Annotated in this window: 16 protein-coding genes; 4 read left to right on the top strand and 12 right to left on the bottom strand. The window is 39.0% G+C overall.

The genetic code is table 11. The features are described from left to right. Window positions 1–2: 2 nt before the first annotated feature. The 6 genes from KO511_RS07955 to puuE form a co-directional block, all read right to left on the bottom strand. Window positions 3–503: a hypothetical protein gene (locus KO511_RS07955; protein WP_215986918.1), complete on the bottom strand. Its 501-nt coding sequence runs from the start codon at window positions 501–503 to the stop codon at window positions 3–5. A 156-nt stretch (window positions 504–659) separates the two neighbouring features. Continuing rightward, window positions 660–1,913 (bottom strand): urate hydroxylase PuuD, encoded by a 1,254-nt coding sequence (locus KO511_RS07950; RefSeq protein ID WP_215986917.1) that lies wholly within the window; start codon window positions 1,911–1,913, stop codon window positions 660–662. 42 nt (window positions 1,914–1,955) lie between these two features. Next, a complete protein-coding gene (locus tag KO511_RS07945) occupies window positions 1,956–2,474 on the bottom strand; it encodes an ureidoglycolate lyase (RefSeq protein ID WP_215986916.1) in 519 nt (172 codons plus the stop codon). 14 nt (window positions 2,475–2,488) lie between these two features. Further along, a complete protein-coding gene (gene alc, locus KO511_RS07940) occupies window positions 2,489–3,472 on the bottom strand; it encodes an allantoicase (protein WP_215987043.1) in 984 nt (327 codons plus the stop codon). A gap of 75 nt (window positions 3,473–3,547) precedes the next feature. Beyond that, window positions 3,548–4,063, bottom strand: coding sequence for a 2-oxo-4-hydroxy-4-carboxy-5-ureidoimidazoline decarboxylase (gene uraD, locus KO511_RS07935; protein WP_215986915.1), 516 nt, complete (start codon window positions 4,061–4,063; stop codon window positions 3,548–3,550). Further along, the gene (puuE, locus tag KO511_RS07930) at window positions 4,050–4,988 is read right to left on the bottom strand and encodes an allantoinase PuuE (RefSeq protein WP_215986914.1); all 939 of its coding nucleotides are present in this window, start codon (window positions 4,986–4,988) and stop codon (window positions 4,050–4,052) included. The genes uraD and puuE overlap by 14 nt, the downstream gene beginning before the upstream one ends. Before the next feature lie 277 nt (window positions 4,989–5,265). Here puuE and KO511_RS07925 point away from each other — a divergent pair, with 277 nt between their 5' ends. Beyond that, window positions 5,266–6,102, top strand: coding sequence for a DUF1460 domain-containing protein (locus KO511_RS07925; protein WP_215986913.1), 837 nt, complete (start codon window positions 5,266–5,268; stop codon window positions 6,100–6,102). A gap of 375 nt (window positions 6,103–6,477) precedes the next feature. On the opposite strand, the gene KO511_RS07920 is transcribed toward KO511_RS07925, so the two are convergent. From KO511_RS07920 to KO511_RS07895, 6 genes are read right to left on the bottom strand one after another with little or no spacing between them, the layout of a single operon-like run. Further along, a complete protein-coding gene (locus KO511_RS07920) occupies window positions 6,478–7,446 on the bottom strand; it encodes a sterol desaturase family protein (protein WP_215986912.1) in 969 nt (322 codons plus the stop codon). Between the two features lie 3 nt (window positions 7,447–7,449). Then, window positions 7,450–8,472 carry a Gfo/Idh/MocA family protein gene (locus tag KO511_RS07915; RefSeq protein WP_215986911.1) on the bottom strand — a complete coding sequence of 341 codons (1,023 nt, stop codon included), beginning with the start codon at window positions 8,470–8,472 and terminating at the stop codon, window positions 7,450–7,452. Further along, complete coding sequence (locus KO511_RS07910; protein WP_215986910.1) at window positions 8,465–8,767, bottom strand: pyrimidine/purine nucleoside phosphorylase; 303 nt, start codon at window positions 8,765–8,767, stop codon at window positions 8,465–8,467. Before KO511_RS07910 ends, KO511_RS07915 begins: the two co-directional genes overlap by 8 nt. After that, complete coding sequence (locus tag KO511_RS07905) at window positions 8,754–9,359, bottom strand: hypothetical protein (RefSeq protein ID WP_215986909.1); 606 nt, start codon at window positions 9,357–9,359, stop codon at window positions 8,754–8,756. The genes KO511_RS07910 and KO511_RS07905 overlap by 14 nt, the downstream gene beginning before the upstream one ends. Continuing rightward, entirely contained in the window at window positions 9,360–10,109 is a 750-nt protein-coding gene (locus KO511_RS07900; RefSeq protein WP_215986908.1) for a ferritin-like domain-containing protein, read from the bottom strand. Next, window positions 10,102–11,280 (bottom strand): MFS transporter, encoded by a 1,179-nt coding sequence (locus tag KO511_RS07895; RefSeq protein WP_215986907.1) that lies wholly within the window; start codon window positions 11,278–11,280, stop codon window positions 10,102–10,104. The genes KO511_RS07900 and KO511_RS07895 overlap by 8 nt, the downstream gene beginning before the upstream one ends. A 1,002-nt stretch (window positions 11,281–12,282) precedes the next feature. On the opposite strand from KO511_RS07895, the gene KO511_RS07890 reads away from it, so the two are divergent. The 3 genes from KO511_RS07890 to KO511_RS07880 all read left to right on the top strand — a co-directional run. Then, a complete protein-coding gene (locus KO511_RS07890; RefSeq protein WP_252724284.1) occupies window positions 12,283–13,092 on the top strand; it encodes a helix-turn-helix domain-containing protein in 810 nt (269 codons plus the stop codon). A gap of 93 nt (window positions 13,093–13,185) precedes the next feature. Then, complete coding sequence (locus tag KO511_RS07885; protein ID WP_215986906.1) at window positions 13,186–14,379, top strand: MFS transporter; 1,194 nt, start codon at window positions 13,186–13,188, stop codon at window positions 14,377–14,379. A 192-nt stretch (window positions 14,380–14,571) separates the two neighbouring features. Further along, window positions 14,572–15,425, top strand: an 854-nt coding sequence (locus KO511_RS07880; RefSeq protein ID WP_215986905.1) for a transposase, incomplete at its 3' end; no start/stop codon positions are given.

The following is a 15,425-nucleotide window of genomic DNA, read 5'->3' as shown; positions in this document are numbered from 1 at the left end:
CGCTACTCGACAATCAAATCTCGCACCTGCCAGACTGACAAACCATAGTACAGGTCTCTATCAAGCTCTGGGTGATCAACAAATGGAAAAACAATAAAAAATGGCCCTTTACCATCAATAGTCATCTTAATACCATCTTCATGTGTTGCCAGCAAAACGTCATATTTTTTAATATCAGCAATGGAAATACTCACTACATAATCGTCCCAGGCAATCACTTTAAGTGACGAACCTTTTGCACCAACATAGTCCAACAATGCACTTAACTTAGGTCCTTTGTATTCTAAGGGCTCAGCAACAACATGGTTATGGGTTGTAATGACACCTTGTTGTAACTGTTTAATCATTTTAGTATCAAATTCAACACCACTAGATGTGTTTGACTCGGTAATTTTGCCAGAGACCCAAAGTATTGGCTCTCCTTCTGGAGGAGGCAGGGCATGTACAATATTAGCGAACATTACCCCAATACTCAGCAAACTGACAAAAACGACTTGGCGCATAAGAAACCCTCAAAAGTGCTTTAATTATCATTAATTTGTTTATATATTTATCGTTTAGTATAGCCAAAGAATCACTACTACTCTTGACTTCGCTCAATTCAAATCATTGATGCCAAATACAACACATCAGAATATTTAAAAAGTAGTGCCATGATTTTATTGACTCGTAGAAATAGAAGCACCTTGAACAACCCATAACTGGATCAAGGCACGCTCTTCATCTGTCATTTGAGTTAAGTTACCTGGTGGCATCACTTGGGTCTGTACCGCTTGAGACATAATTGAAGGTAGGTGGCGTAATATATCTTGTGGTGAGTCTAATTTTACGCCAGCAGGTGCGACCGAAAATGCCTGATGTGCAGGAGTTTGGGAGTGACAAACACCACAGCGAAGCTGAATAACATCGTTCACCCTAGCGAAGCTAACGTAATTATCTTGAACATCATCCCTCATTTCCGTGGAGTAGATTTTTTCTAAACTATCCATTTGGAACATCGACATTGACGATGTATTAGTCATATAAGGTGACGATACAAAAGCTAATGCAATCATTCCTAAGGCGGTGGCAGGGATCGCCCAAATAAATTTTTGGGTACTATGACGAGTATTAAAATAATGGCGCAGAAAAATACTAAGGGCAGACAAGCCCGCTAGAATCGCCCAGTTGTAACTGGAGCCATAAGTGCTGGGAAAATGATGACTTATCATAATAAACAAGACAGGTAGTGTCATATAGTTATTATGCCGAGAGCGGAGAAGCGCTTTAGCTGGTAAGGCAGGATCTGGCTGACGTTGCTGCTTAATCGCTTGTACCAAGTCACGCTGAGCCGGCATAATAACCCTAAACACATTACCAACCATGATAGTACCAATCATGGCACCAATATGAATGTATGCTCCCCGCCCACTGAAAACTTGAACTAGACCACAACTGGCGCCAACAAAAAAAACAAACAACGTAATGGCCAGTAATATCGGCACTTGTTTAAGTGGTGAATTGCATAATCGGTCATAAATAATCCACCCTATTAAAAGAGAGGCAACACCAATAGAAATAGCACTTACTTCTGACAGCTCTGAATCAGGGGACATAAGATAAAGCTCAGCATTAAAATAGTAGATAACACACAGCAACATAACGCCGGTTATCCAAGTAAAATAAGCTTCCCACTTAAACCAATGCAGATGCTCTGGCATTTTATCTGGCGCTAGCTGATATTTTTCTAGATGATAAATCCCTCCTCCATGTATTGCCCACAAGTCACCCGAGAGCCCTTTTTTCGGATTGATTCGATTAAGGTTGTTTTCCAGCCAAACAAAATAAAACGAAGCTCCAATCCAAGCAACACCAACCACCATGTGAGCCCAGCGAATCACTAGATTCAACCATTCTATTACATGAGGATCCATATTGTTCTCCTATTTAACGCCGACTTAAATCAAGTCAAAGTATTAGGGAATATCTGCTAGATGAAGCTCAACCAAATCTTTATCAAATATCACAGTTTCACAATTACTCCCTTTGCCATCACGATCAACAACCAACAACTGATCACCCTCAACCAGAGTAAGCAGAGGGTGATGCCAAACACCTTTAAAGTAATTTACGCCTTGATGACCATTAGTGACAAACGCTCTGCTCTGGGAAAGTGTGGGAAAGTCGCCCTTGGGCGCAACAATAATTAAAAACGGATTTCCATCAAGTGGTATAAAGGCCTGAGTTCCAAGTGGATGACGCTCAAGTACTTTGATAGTGAAAGGGTAGCTGGGTAATTTTGCTTTAAAGATACTGATAACCGCATTTCCATCTTCATCATTTACATCGGTTACGGCCAGTTTATGGTAACGACGTGCCATACCATTATTGATGATCGAATAGTCACGATTTTTTATCTCAATGACTTCACCAAATTGAGCAAACGTTTGTGCCGTTAGTGGCTCTATTTTTAACCGACCCAGTTCACATGCCATATCTATCTAGCCCATTAAGCCTTAGTCCCAAATAAACGCAAGCGACTGATTCCCCCATCAGGAAATATGTTCAGGCGCACATGCGTAACAGGACCCAAATTAATCACCTCCGAGGTAAATTCATGAATGTCATCCGCATTGAGTTTTTGAGCAGGAAGTAATTCAGACCAAAACGCGCTTTGATTTATCAAGTCTTCATTGCTCTCTCCTTCAAGATAGGCAGCCTGAACCGAACAGCGGTCTGGGAAGTTACCCTTAAAATGTCCTGTATCGACAACCACACATTCTATGTTTCCAGCATGGCCTAATTCGACAAGTACCCAGTCATTACCTGGCGTTCTCCTACGAGCCGTTTCCCACCCATCTCCCATGTTTTCACCTCGACCAATACCAAGGATATTCGACTTATTGCCAAAATGTTGATCGCTGCATGACAATGCACGCCCACCATTTTCAACCGCCGCGAGGTCTACTCTTTGCCTGTGATCCAATCCTTGCCAGTCGACACTCGGTCGGCCATAAACACGTAAACGAGCTACACCTCCATCTGGATATATATTAAGGCGTAAGTGAGTGTATACTTCGTCGCTATCTATTTTCTCAACGTGGTGAGTGTTACCGTATAAATTCATTTGGGGTAGAATTTCTTTCCACTGAGTCAATGCACATGGATCGCCATCAGGCCAATAACAAGCATCGATAGATGCCGCGGGTGGAAAGTTACCCGTAAAAAAAGAAGTATCGACATCAACACCCGCCACCATTCCAACTAAACCCAAGCGAATGATACAAAAATCATGGCCTTCTTCACGCTTTCGGCGACTTTCCCAGCCATCCATCCATTTTCCATTTTCATCATAGATACCTTCCCGCCACTTAGGTGCCTCACGACGTATTAATCGGCTTTTGTCAGCAAAAAAATCATCCGTGGCATAGATTACCTGAGCGCCAAGCTTTTCATCAGCAAGGTTGATATAATGTTCAAACTCTAACGACATGGCTTTATCCTCATGAATTGACTTCAACATTAACGTCATCAAACACCTCAAAAAATAATTTAAAGCATTGATTTATTACATATTTATCAATCTTATCAATGCAATCTTGTTGACCTCTTCGAGGGCAAACACAAATTCCGTCTTAACGTCATTGTCAATTCTGTTATTGAAAGCATCAAGAATTTGCTTTCGAGTTGCCCCTTTCACCGCCATGATGAAAGGAAAATTAAAACGGCTTTTGTACAAGTCGTTATAGAAAGTAAATTGCTCAAACTCCTCAATAGTACATTGACTAAGCCCAGCTCCCGCCTGCTCAGCCAAAGATGAGACACTCAGATCACCACTAATGGCAGCCCGACCTGCAAGATCGGGGTGTGCGCAAAGAACGTCTAATTGCTGATGTTTTTCTGCCTCGATTAATACTTTTGCCATGCGTTGATGTAAAAACTCAACCTCATTATCTTTTTCACCGAGCCCTTGTTCAAATACCTTCTCAGCAACCCAAGGACTGTGTTCATACACTTCACCGAACTGATTAATAAATTCTTCGCGAGTCATGTCACAAGGAGCACAAGTACTAAACTGACGCATTTTGTTCCCCTTTTGCCGCATTATATGGATGATATTGATGCCAGTGCCGAGCAATATCAACACGTCGACATACCCATACACTGTCATGAGATTGTACATAATCTAAAAAACGCTTCAGGGCCATAATTCGGCCCGGTCGGCCAATCAAGCGGCAATGCAACCCAACGGACATCATTTTTGGTGCGGTTGCACCTTCTTGATATAAAGCATCAAAACTGTCTTTCAAGTATTGGTAGAATTGCTCACCACAATTAAAACCCTGCGCCGTAGCAAAACGCATGTCATTGGCATCCAACGTATATGGAATCACAAGCTGTGGGCGCCCAGCCACCTCACACCAGTAGGGAAGATCATCATTATAGGCATCTGAGTCATACAAAAAACCGCCCTCCTCTGCAACCAAGCGGCGAGTATTGGGCCCAGTTCTCCCCGTATACCAGCCTAAAGGCCGGCTGCCTGTGACCTGTTCAATAATGTTTATTGCCTTAGCCATGTGCTCACGCTCTAATGCTTCTTCCATATGTTGATAATCAATCCAACGATAACCATGACTACATATTTCATGTCCAGCTTGAGTCATTGCTTTCGCCACATCAGGGTGGCGCTCAATGGCCATGGCGACGGCAAACACAGTCAACGGAAATTGGTATTGCTCAAACAAACCTAAAATACGCCACACCCCCGCTCTGCTACCATATTCATAGATTGATTCCATACTCATATGACGAGCACCTTGAATGGGCTTAGCGGCGGGGATTTCAGACAAAAAGGATTCAGATTCATCATCACCGTGTAAAAGGCAACGCTCTCCCCCTTCCTCATAATTTAGGACAAATGACAATGCGATACGGGCTTTGCCCGGCCAATGGGGGGTTGGCGGGCTCGAACCATAGCCAATCAAGTCTCGGGCATAGTCCTCATCCATATCGGCTCCTTGACATTCACACGACCAAAATATTTATTAACCCTATAAATTTAGCCTATTAGGTAAAATGTGAAATAACGGAAACAGTTATTGCCGGGTGAGAGAGGAAAAAAGCAGGTTTTGCATTGTGATTAAAAGTCATTTGAGTGCATTCTCAAATGTAAAACACACTAATGATAGAATTAAAATTATAATGGCATTCTTTGCTAACGAAGAGTGAGGCTAAACCACCTCTACCCTCTTCAATTGATATGTACTATCAAAGCAGGTCGTTATTATGAAAATGTTACCCTCATTATTTGCATTTTGTTTTGGGATTCTGACAATTCATCAAGCGTGTTCTTCAGATCGCGAGCCATTTTCTGAAGCAACAAATAACGAGCAAAGCAAATTGTTCTCCGACTATGCCAAGTTTTACACTGAGGCTCAAGAACACTTGGAGAATATCATCAACTCAAATGTCAATTCAGACTCCAAAAAGATTGAGCAGCTATCTTCTGTGTTTGTCGATGTACCTTACGTTGCCAATCAATTAATTGGCGACCACCAAACGAAAGAGCAACTGGTGATCAAATTTGGTGAGCTCGATTGCTTTACATATCTAGATTATGTTGAAGCCTTACGAAAATCCGATCATTTAGAAGAGTTCAAGCACCATTTGATCCAAACTCGTTACATCGAAGGTAAGATACATTTTCTAAATAGACGTCATTTCTTTTCAGACTGGGTAAACGAAGAAACGTACAATGCGACCGATGTGACTACTGAGTTATCTAATTTATCGATAAGTGTGGTTAAAAAGCTCAACCAAAAAACAAGTGGTGGTGTGTACCTTGTTGGTCTGCCCATAAAAGAGCGAACCATCTCCTATATCCCTAGTGACAACGTTGATGAAACAGTACTGCAAAACATGCAAAGTGGTGATTATGTCGGCGCTTACACAGATATCGCAGGCCTTGATGTCACTCACACCGGAATATTTATCCAAACGGATAACGGCCCCGTTTACCGCAACGCCTCTTCCAAACGCGCCAACAATAGAGTTGTAGATACGCCTTTCCTAGACTACGTCAAAACCGTACCAGGTATAGTGGTATATAGGGCCATCGACTAACAACCTGTCCATAGGTTGTGAGCATTACCTATATGTCACCCCAACCCCCATGTGAGGGCAACAGCACATAGATAAAAAAGTGCAGCAGAGTTGCTTGGTGATCACACAAGCAACTCAGGTATTGTTGAATCAAAATTGGACAAAAGCTTCTTAGTTTAAATGAATAAGTGACATCAATTTAGATACGAAAAGTACTTTTTAAATACCATGGTCTGTCAAGCTTTCTCAGACAAAAGAGAAGTATTTTAACCTGACATATAATATTTCAGATTATCGACAGATGCTATAATTGGTTTTAAATTCAATGTTTATTCCACAAAAAGTAAAGTTAACTTAATTCAATGTTTATTCCACAAAAAGTAAAGTTAACTTAATTCAATGAATATCTTCATTGAATTTACATATCCTAACCAGTCTTATAGCTTTACGAACTGGCTCAACATAGTGGTTGTATAATCCAGAGTATGAGGAGTACTCATCCGGTATACCAAAATCTAACTTAGTATCTTTATTTGGGTGATATTGGCAACCAAACAATCGGTCCCAAAATGAGAACAAAAAACCAAAATTTTTATCATAATGCACTGGGTTGCTGCTATGATGAAGCTGATGGTAACTTGGGCTAACAAAAATGTCCTTCAGAATTCTCGGGTATCTTATATTCACATGCGAGTGTTGTAAATTTAGACCAAGAGCCAAGAATAGAAACATAAATAAATTCTGTCCAGCAAACGTAATAGTTAAGCTTTGTCCATCAAAGAATGAGTTAAATAACCCGCTGTACAAGCCTAATAAACTACTAGTAACAATAATATAGCACGCTTGGTTAACAGGATGAGATCTATAGGCCGTTAATGGATTCAAAGTTACGGGAACATGATGTACCTTATGAAACTCCCATAAAAACCTTATACGGTGAGCTAGATAGTGTTCCAGAAACGTTCCCAAATCAAACACCAATATAGCACCAACCGTATAGACTACAGAAATTAGAGGTGTTGGTTCAAACATAGCATAAGTATTAAAATTGTTGGTTATCAAGTCCAAAGTAGTAGTTTTGATGGTAATGGCAAGTCCCAAAATTGAGCTATATATGAACCCAAAAATTAGCTTATCGACAACAAAAACTTTCAAGTCATCAATAATGCTCACACGATTTGATGTGTGGTCATGATACAATTTACTTACAGCTTTCTTAAAACTAGACTTACGCTCATTAACAAAATAAGTATAAACTATAGCTATTAATATAGCACTTGCAATATATACAAAATATAAACCATGAGATGGAACTATAATGAATGAGAATTGCTCTATTAAATAATCTATGATGAAATGAAGCAAGGATTACCCCCCACAATGGCGAATAATAGACGATTTCCTAATATCGTTAATCAATTTAGAGCTGGTTAACGTTTTATTGAGCATAGTCTCGATAAATGAATGCGGTGTCTTAATACTTTCAGAAAAAAAATTCAACATATTGATATGCTGTTCTCCAGTGAAATATATTCGCTCAAATTTTCCGTCAAGCGTAGGTTTCATTCCATGTCTCACTTCAATATCCAGATACCTCTGCACGTCACCGTAAACGAATGATCCCCAATATGGCATAATGAAGTCATTAATGATTAATTCACCTTTAGAGCCTGAGATTCTTAGAACTTGGCGAACAGTGCTTTGGCGATATGAGCTGTTTAGGACAAAACTTGTTGTAACGTTACTACCTATAGTGGAATGCTCGACTATAGCTCCATTTTTATTCTTAATTAACTGAGATGAATGCTCGAAATCTCCACCGCATATCTCTACTAGTGTTCGAACTAGATACCACCCTAAATCACCTAGAACACCATTTGGTTCTAGAGAAGGGTTAAGTTTTGTTAACGCTTCATCAGGGCTTGGCCAGTTAAAAGTAGCGTCGACAAATTCAATTCTTCCTACATATCTATTAATCAATTCAGTTAAACGAGAAAATATCTTATTATGCAAGCAATGACTAGCTTCTAATATTACCAATTTCTTGGATATTGCGATATCGAAAGCTTCTATTAACTTCCTATCATAATTGATGGGCTTTTCAATGAGGACATGTTTATTTTTTTCAACAGATAAAGTTAAGTAATTATTTTTTATTGCAGTAGGAGATGCAATATACACTGCATCCAGACTGTTATCATTCAAAAATTGATGGATATCTGTGTGGACATTACTATATTCTATGTCATGATCACTGGCAAATTTTCTACCAGAATGTAAAGACCTAGAGAGCACAGAGCGTAGTTTAAATCCACATGATACATTACTATTTAAGCATTGGGCAATAAAATTCCCCATCTGACCTGAACCAATAATTCCAATGTTAATCATAGTCACACCTGTAATCTAAATCAGAAACCACCTCTACAATAAACTCTACACTATCTGGTATAGTGATATTATCTCCCGCCTTTACCGAAATTTTGATATCCTCATAAATAAAAATTGCTTCACCACTAAATATAGAAAACTTCTCAATGCCCGTTGCTTTCCATATGAATTTTCCTTTAAGCATGAATCCAAAAGAAATCTTACAGCCTGTTTGATCGATGAACTCGCGGATAAGTGACTTACCATCAAAAAATATAAATGACTGTACGTATTTTAATTCCTCAAACTCTTGCATTTGCTGCCTCGAGTACTTCTTTGTCATGAATCTCTAACCCTGAATTAAATGGTGATGTAATTACTTCTGGAATAGGATCGAAAGCTAGGTGCTTACGACTATCAAACAATAAAGCCTTATCCCTTGTATAACAAAGGATAAGTTGAAGCCTGTTGTCATATGGACAGGCATCACGCCAATGTTCAAGTTTTTTACCATCAAGTATTAATGCTTGTCCATTTTTCAGGACAACCGACTCACCTTCGATAAAAATACCCCAGCCATCTTCCTCAGATATATTAATATTCATTGAAATTATGTAGTCTACAGAATTTCGATCTTTATGTTTCGGGACTATATGGCCTTTTTTGTAGTTCCAAAGAAATGAATAGCTCGGATATACAACTTCGCCGACGACTGACGAGACAATATCTCTAAAATAACTTAACATTGCTTCAAAGTACGGAACAGCGTAATACATATGTGCTGACTCTGAGTCTGTATTACCTTGCAGTCTCTTGCTATTTCGTAAGATAGCTAAGTAATCAATGATGATACTTAGCTCCCTTCTAGTTATCGCATTATCAATAACTTGGTAACCCTTAAACTCCATTTATTCCTCCGCCAATAATTTGCTAATGAATGATGCTTGACGCTTTTCAATTCTCTGACTCAACAATTCAAGCTCAGTCCCACTAAATTCTGACAACCAATGAATTGCAGACTCATTTACATGTAAAACCGATTGATAAGTCTCAAGATGCGTAATTAAAAAATCTCTAAAGCTAGACTGCTGTTTGACCTTTTGACGGAAATAATTGATGCCCATTAGTACGTGTCGAGCTTCATCTTGCAGCGCGCCTTTATAGATCTGTCCGATGAGACTGTCCTCACCAAAGGTTGAAACAAAAATATTGAACTGCTCAAGAGCCCCATTTTCCAGAAAAACATGGCTTAGAAAAATCTCATCAAACTCAGTTAAGGAATCAAAGTGATTGTCATATAGTTCTTGTGTTTTAGAGCAATCACTTATGGCTCCGTTGGCTAATAGTGCATACTTAGCGAACAATTCAGCATGCCTTGCTTCATCATTAACAGCTTGTCCTAGGCCGATTTTTAACGAAAAGTCTTCACATTGAACCAATAGTTCTGCTGCGTTTTGCATGCCAAGGATTTCAACGTGCGCAGACATGCTAGCTATATCTGCGGCTGGACCTTTCAAATGCTCTGAAACTAGATCATCACTTGCCAGTGACCAATCTAAGCCAGAGTCCCATAAGGCTTGAGACTTACCTTTGAGATAAGTTTGATAGTGTGTATCTTCCAAAAAACTGACGTCACAAATTTTTGTACAGTTAAGCATTTAGATTTCCTTTGTGTAAGCTTAATGATTTTAATTTTATTAATGTGTTTATACATACCAAAAACATCATTGAACTAGTAATGATAAATGTTGCTTGAATACCAATCTGATCTGCTGAAATCCCGCCAATAATTGGTAAAGAAATAGCTACAATCGATGCTATTTTCTGTATATACCCTGTAACTGAGCCTAAGCGTTCAAAGTCTACCAATGTACGTAACCCTGTTTTCATAATGACGAATGACATACCTGAAGACACGCCCGTTAATGAAACTATTAAGTAACAACCAACAACAGATATTAGACTGTCATTAACGATTCCCATGATGAGAAACGCGATACTATTGACTGATATAGAAAATATATAGCATTGTATAATGCTTATTTTATCAATAATATATGAGCTTAATTTCGTGCCAATAACTCCTCCTAAACCTAGAGAGGAAATTACTAACCCTACACTTATTGGTTCACCTGTTATATCTTTAAAAAACAAACTAATCATATCATTACTAAAATATAGAGATATACTAGAAAAAATATATGATAATATTAGAACCTTAAGATTTTGGTTTTTCCTAATGATCAATCTAGGGTCTAAACATATACTATCAAAGTCATCTTTATCTTTATTATTCTCAAGTTTAATATTTCCTTTTATAAGTAAAAATGAGCTAAGAAGTCCTAGCATACTAAATACAGTTGAAAAGATAATAATAGACCCTATACCAAAATACTCATTTGCAGTTACAGAAATAATTGGTACTAAGATTCTTGCTAGATTTGTTATATAGCCTATTTTTTCGTAAAAACCTTTTGTTTCAAACTCATCTTGGTTTAGCTTTACCGTTGAAACATTTAGCCCAACTCTACAGGAGACTTTTATCAGCAGTATTACATATAGGTAATAGATAGAATCTATATAAACAACAAAAAAAGTTATTGATATACATATTATAAACATCAACATACGAAAGTAATTAATTTCGCAGTAATCAACGTATCTACCAATTATGCGACTCAAGAAAAAAAATGGTATAGCATAGCATGCTCCTAAAATTCCAATTTCAGAAGGAGAGGCTTGTAATATATAAACAGCAACCAAAGTAAATAATGTATAATCTAAATAGGTGTCACATTCATTAGCTGCAATTGATAAATATTTCTTCATAGAGTCCTCTAAAAAGTGAGCGCTATACAGTGCTCACTTGTAAAAAATACAAATATATTAATTATTTATACTACTCCGACAGGTTGATAATCTTTCATTATCATCTCCTTAATAATATTTTATGAAATATTTAATTCTTATGAACTTAACATTTAATTAGATAACACCAACAGGCTGGTATTCAAACATATTTACCTCCTTTTTATTCACAATTGATAACACTTTTTAACAATTACAATAATAAGAAAAACATTCAATACTTATTTTTGATTTATTGAATTTTATAATTAAATTACCGATCTATTTTCAAAAAAAAATGAAATTGATAATAATATAACTTTCATTATGAATTAGAAACATTTTTATTTATTATTGAAGATTTAATTTTGTATTTATTATCTATATATTTGGTGTGATCATAAGATTTTTAAAGCAGTCAAGTTGAGTATTTCTACATTTGTCTTAGATGACAGTTAGACAGTGCATCTAGTAATGCAAATCGAAGAATGTGGGTCAGATAAGCTTATTCAAACTATGTTTTATCTTCTCTAATACGGAGCATGCGCCTACGAGAGTTATCTGATAGAATTAAAATTTGTGATTTCATACAATGCTCGTTTCTATTGCATTTAAATCAAACTTCATAGCAAGCATTGAACCATCAGGAAAACCAACGTCCGTTTAGAGATTGGTTTTTCTAGAGTAAATATCTATAAGTAAACTATTCTTGTGCACTGGAGTTAAATAACTTTGGGGCAAAAGTTGCCTGATGAGATGATCACCTCGGCATCGCAATGTGCCATGATTTAGGTTTGACAGAACCCGTAACAGAAGTGACCATATACGTCCTCACTCACTCTTACTCATGACTCAAATACATACTTAGAGTAGGGTTAAATGGCGTGACTACCTTCGAGCAACGGTGATCAGAAAAAACAAAGGCTGCCGAAAAAACGTGCTGTTAAGTACCCGGCGGTATAAGGGAAAATAGCGGGAAACCGAATGGCTGGACCAATGACAATGGATGTGTCGTATAATGACCACCAAGACAGAAACGAGACTGACTGTTTATCAAAGAATGAGAGAATGAATTTGGACAACCATCAAGTCACGATTAGATGCCATGATTCGCACTATTCAGGTGAGGTTCACACTCATGATTTTGCACACTTAGTTTTTATTCACCAAGGCTGCCAAATTGTTTCCACTGACCAGCACAGTTTACTGTCAATGCCTGGTTCTTTGATTTATATTCCTCCGATGATGCCGCATCGTGCTGATTTTCTTAAACAGTCACGCGTTTCCCTACTGCGCTTACCCTTGACGTCGCTCCCCAGCAGCGACGCAATATGTCTACTTGAAGTCTCCCCTATCGTGGCTCAATTGTTCCACCTCTGGGAACAAGGAGGACCAGATAAAACGCTCGTTAATCACTATGTACAAGTACTCATCGATCAGTGTCTTCAATGTCAGCCAGCCACCAACCCTCTGCTTGCAAAGGGGTATATGGACAGGCGGTTACTACTGATCATCGAAGCATTATCAGACCAACCGAACATCAAAATGTCGATCTCAGACTTTTCTCAACAAACGGGAGCTTCCGTTCGTACATTAAACAGACTTTTTCTCTCCCATTTCAACGCGTCTTTCCAAGAGATACGCAATAAAGTCATCATGGAGCGAGCTGAAAAAATGATTAATCAAGGCATGATCGCGACCGATGTTGCTTTTGATCTTAAATACTCAAGCCTATCCTCCTTCTCAACCGCCTTTAAAGAACATCAAAAAAAGTCACGAAAGAAAGCACATTGACGCGATTTGTAAACACCCTGTCGCTTTAGCCAAAACCTTGGCGAAAAGAACGAGCTAACATAGCACTATGTTCTTAACCTTATGGGTAGACGAGTGTCTAAATTAACCACAATACTTATCAGTATTTTAATGGCGTCGAGCTATTTTTTTGCCGCAAGCATGTACACACCAAGCTTTCCTGAAATTCAAAGCCAGTTGAACACGTCTGAAGCGCTCATACAGCAGTCATTGAGTCTCTTTTTTATCGCCTTGGCCTCTAGCCAGCTTATTTGCGGGCCTCTATCCGAACGCTTTGGAAGAAAGCCCGTCGCATTGATAACCTCTGTGGTGTTTGTCATCGGTTCCATGATGTGCCTGATGTCAGATAATATTGACACCCTGTTACTGGGCCGAGTGATACAAGGATTGGGGGTCGGCGGCCTTTATCTGTTGTGCAGAACGATATTGCAGGATGTTTTCGACAAAACCCAGCTTATGGGAATACTTGCTTGGTATGGAATTCTATTTATGAGCTTACCCGGCCTAACGCTCATTTTGGGGGGCTATCTCACTCACCATTTTAGCTGGAAAGGCAATTTTGTCTTTATAGCAGGCCTTGCCATCGCGACGCTATTGGTGATCACCTTCCTCAAGCGTGAAACCATAAGCCACACAAATCCCGACGCGATTAAACCGAAACAGATAATAAAAGACTATGTGTTCATATCATCGAATCCAACATTCTTGTGTTATTTAGCGATGATGTTTAGCGGAACCAGTTGCCTTTTACTGTTCCAAGTCACGGGATCGTTTGTTGCTCAGAATCAATTTGATCTGACGGTTGCAAATTATGCTTTAGGGTCACTGGCTTTGATTGTGAGTAGCGTGGTCTCACGATTATTTTGGAGCCAGTATTTAAGGCAACGAATCAGCGAAAACATGACGCTAGTGTTTGGCTGTTTAATTCAGGTTTTGGGCTGTGTTGTGACCACGGTAAGTTTGTTAATACATAGTTACTTACTTCTGTTAGTCGGCTTCACTGTGATGGCATTTGGGTGCGCATTTTTGATAGCGATCGCTGGCGTTTCAGCCCTGTATATGTTTCCAAATCATAAGGGACAAGTTGGTGCGATTTATGGTGCCTTGCAAATGGTGGGAGCATTTGGTTTTACGTTTGGTTTGTCGTTGATCCCAGCCACACATCAGACAATGGTTTTAGCCAGCTGGATACTATCTTTTATCAGCATTAGCGCATTTGTCATCATATCCTTACGCCAAAGAACCGGTGTTGATATGCCATCTACTTAGTATAGGGAGAGAGGGGCTCCGCCCCGAAATAGCATTCAAAATAGGACTAATTCAGGACACACACAATAGACTAATTCAGGACACACACCAAAAGGACTAAATAAGTATGATTTAGTCCTTTTCGAGGGATTGATTGCAACCACCTGTTTGAATGATTGCTAACTTCTTATTATTCGATAAGGAGACATATTTATGACGACTGCACGCAAGCAACTTATCTCGATTGAAGCGACATCCTATTATCACTGCGTGTCTCGATGTGTGAGGCGCAGTTTTTTGTGTGGTGAAGACACCCAAAACCAAGTGAGTTATGAGCATCGCAGAGAATGGATCGTCAATAAAATTCACTCGCTTTCTGAACTCTACTGCATTGATATTTGTGCTTACGCCATCATGAGTAATCACTACCACTTAGTCGTCAGTATCAATCGAGAGAAAGCTTTGGCCTTGTCACATCATCAGATAGTTGAGCGCTGGGGAATGGCTCATAAGTTACCGCTTATTATTCAACGCTGGCTTCATGAGCAACTCACTCACCCAATTGAACACGCAAAATGTATTGAGATCATTGAGCTTTGGCGAGAACGTTTATGGAATTTGAGCTGGTATATGAAAGAGCTTAACTACGATATTGCTTGTAAAGCTAACAAAGAAGACAGCTGTACTGGCCATTTTTGGGAAAGCCGATTTAAAAGCCAAGCCCTGCTTGATGAAAAAGCCCTCGCCGCTGCAATGGCGTACGTAGACCTAAATCCTATTCGCGCAGGCATTGCCACTAAGCCAGAAGACTCAGAATTTACCTCCATCAAAGCTCGAATCGACGCCTTAGATAAACAGCTTACCACAGCCCCTTGTCTTCATCCTTTTATCGGTAATGAGAGCAACTTAAAACAAGACGGCATTCCTTTTCGATTGATGGATTATATTGAATTAGTTGACTGGACAGCCCGCCAAATTCGGCCGAATAAAGCATCTATGAATACCAGCCGGGCCCCCATATTAGACAGGCTTGGGGGAAACATAAATAACTGGCTAAAGGTTTGTAC

Source organism: Vibrio hepatarius, assembly GCF_018860525.1.
GTDB classification, from domain to species: domain Bacteria; phylum Pseudomonadota; class Gammaproteobacteria; order Enterobacterales; family Vibrionaceae; genus Vibrio; species Vibrio hepatarius_B.
The sequence above is the reverse complement of the archived record's forward strand: the minus strand, read 5'-3'. Positions and strand labels throughout refer to the sequence as shown.

Coding starts and splice junctions, on each gene's coding strand:
- KO511_RS07955 (WP_215986918.1), bottom strand. CDS start 503: ATGCGCCAAGTCGTTTTTGTCAGTTTGCTGAGTATTGGGGTAATGTTC.
- KO511_RS07950 (WP_215986917.1), bottom strand. CDS start 1,913: ATGGATCCTCATGTAATAGAATGGTTGAATCTAGTGATTCGCTGGGCT.
- KO511_RS07945 (WP_215986916.1), bottom strand. CDS start 2,474: ATGGCATGTGAACTGGGTCGGTTAAAAATAGAGCCACTAACGGCACAA.
- alc (WP_215987043.1), bottom strand. CDS start 3,472: ATGTCGTTAGAGTTTGAACATTATATCAACCTTGCTGATGAAAAGCTT.
- uraD (WP_215986915.1), bottom strand. CDS start 4,063: ATGCGTCAGTTTAGTACTTGTGCTCCTTGTGACATGACTCGCGAAGAA.
- puuE (WP_215986914.1), bottom strand. CDS start 4,988: ATGGATGAGGACTATGCCCGAGACTTGATTGGCTATGGTTCGAGCCCG.
- KO511_RS07925 (WP_215986913.1), top strand. CDS start 5,266: ATGAAAATGTTACCCTCATTATTTGCATTTTGTTTTGGGATTCTGACA.
- KO511_RS07915 (WP_215986911.1), bottom strand. CDS start 8,472: ATGATTAACATTGGAATTATTGGTTCAGGTCAGATGGGGAATTTTATT.
- KO511_RS07910 (WP_215986910.1), bottom strand. CDS start 8,767: ATGCAAGAGTTTGAGGAATTAAAATACGTACAGTCATTTATATTTTTT.
- KO511_RS07905 (WP_215986909.1), bottom strand. CDS start 9,359: ATGGAGTTTAAGGGTTACCAAGTTATTGATAATGCGATAACTAGAAGG.
- KO511_RS07900 (WP_215986908.1), bottom strand. CDS start 10,109: ATGCTTAACTGTACAAAAATTTGTGACGTCAGTTTTTTGGAAGATACA.
- KO511_RS07895 (WP_215986907.1), bottom strand. CDS start 11,280: ATGAAGAAATATTTATCAATTGCAGCTAATGAATGTGACACCTATTTA.
- KO511_RS07890 (WP_252724284.1), top strand. CDS start 12,283: ATGGCTGGACCAATGACAATGGATGTGTCGTATAATGACCACCAAGAC.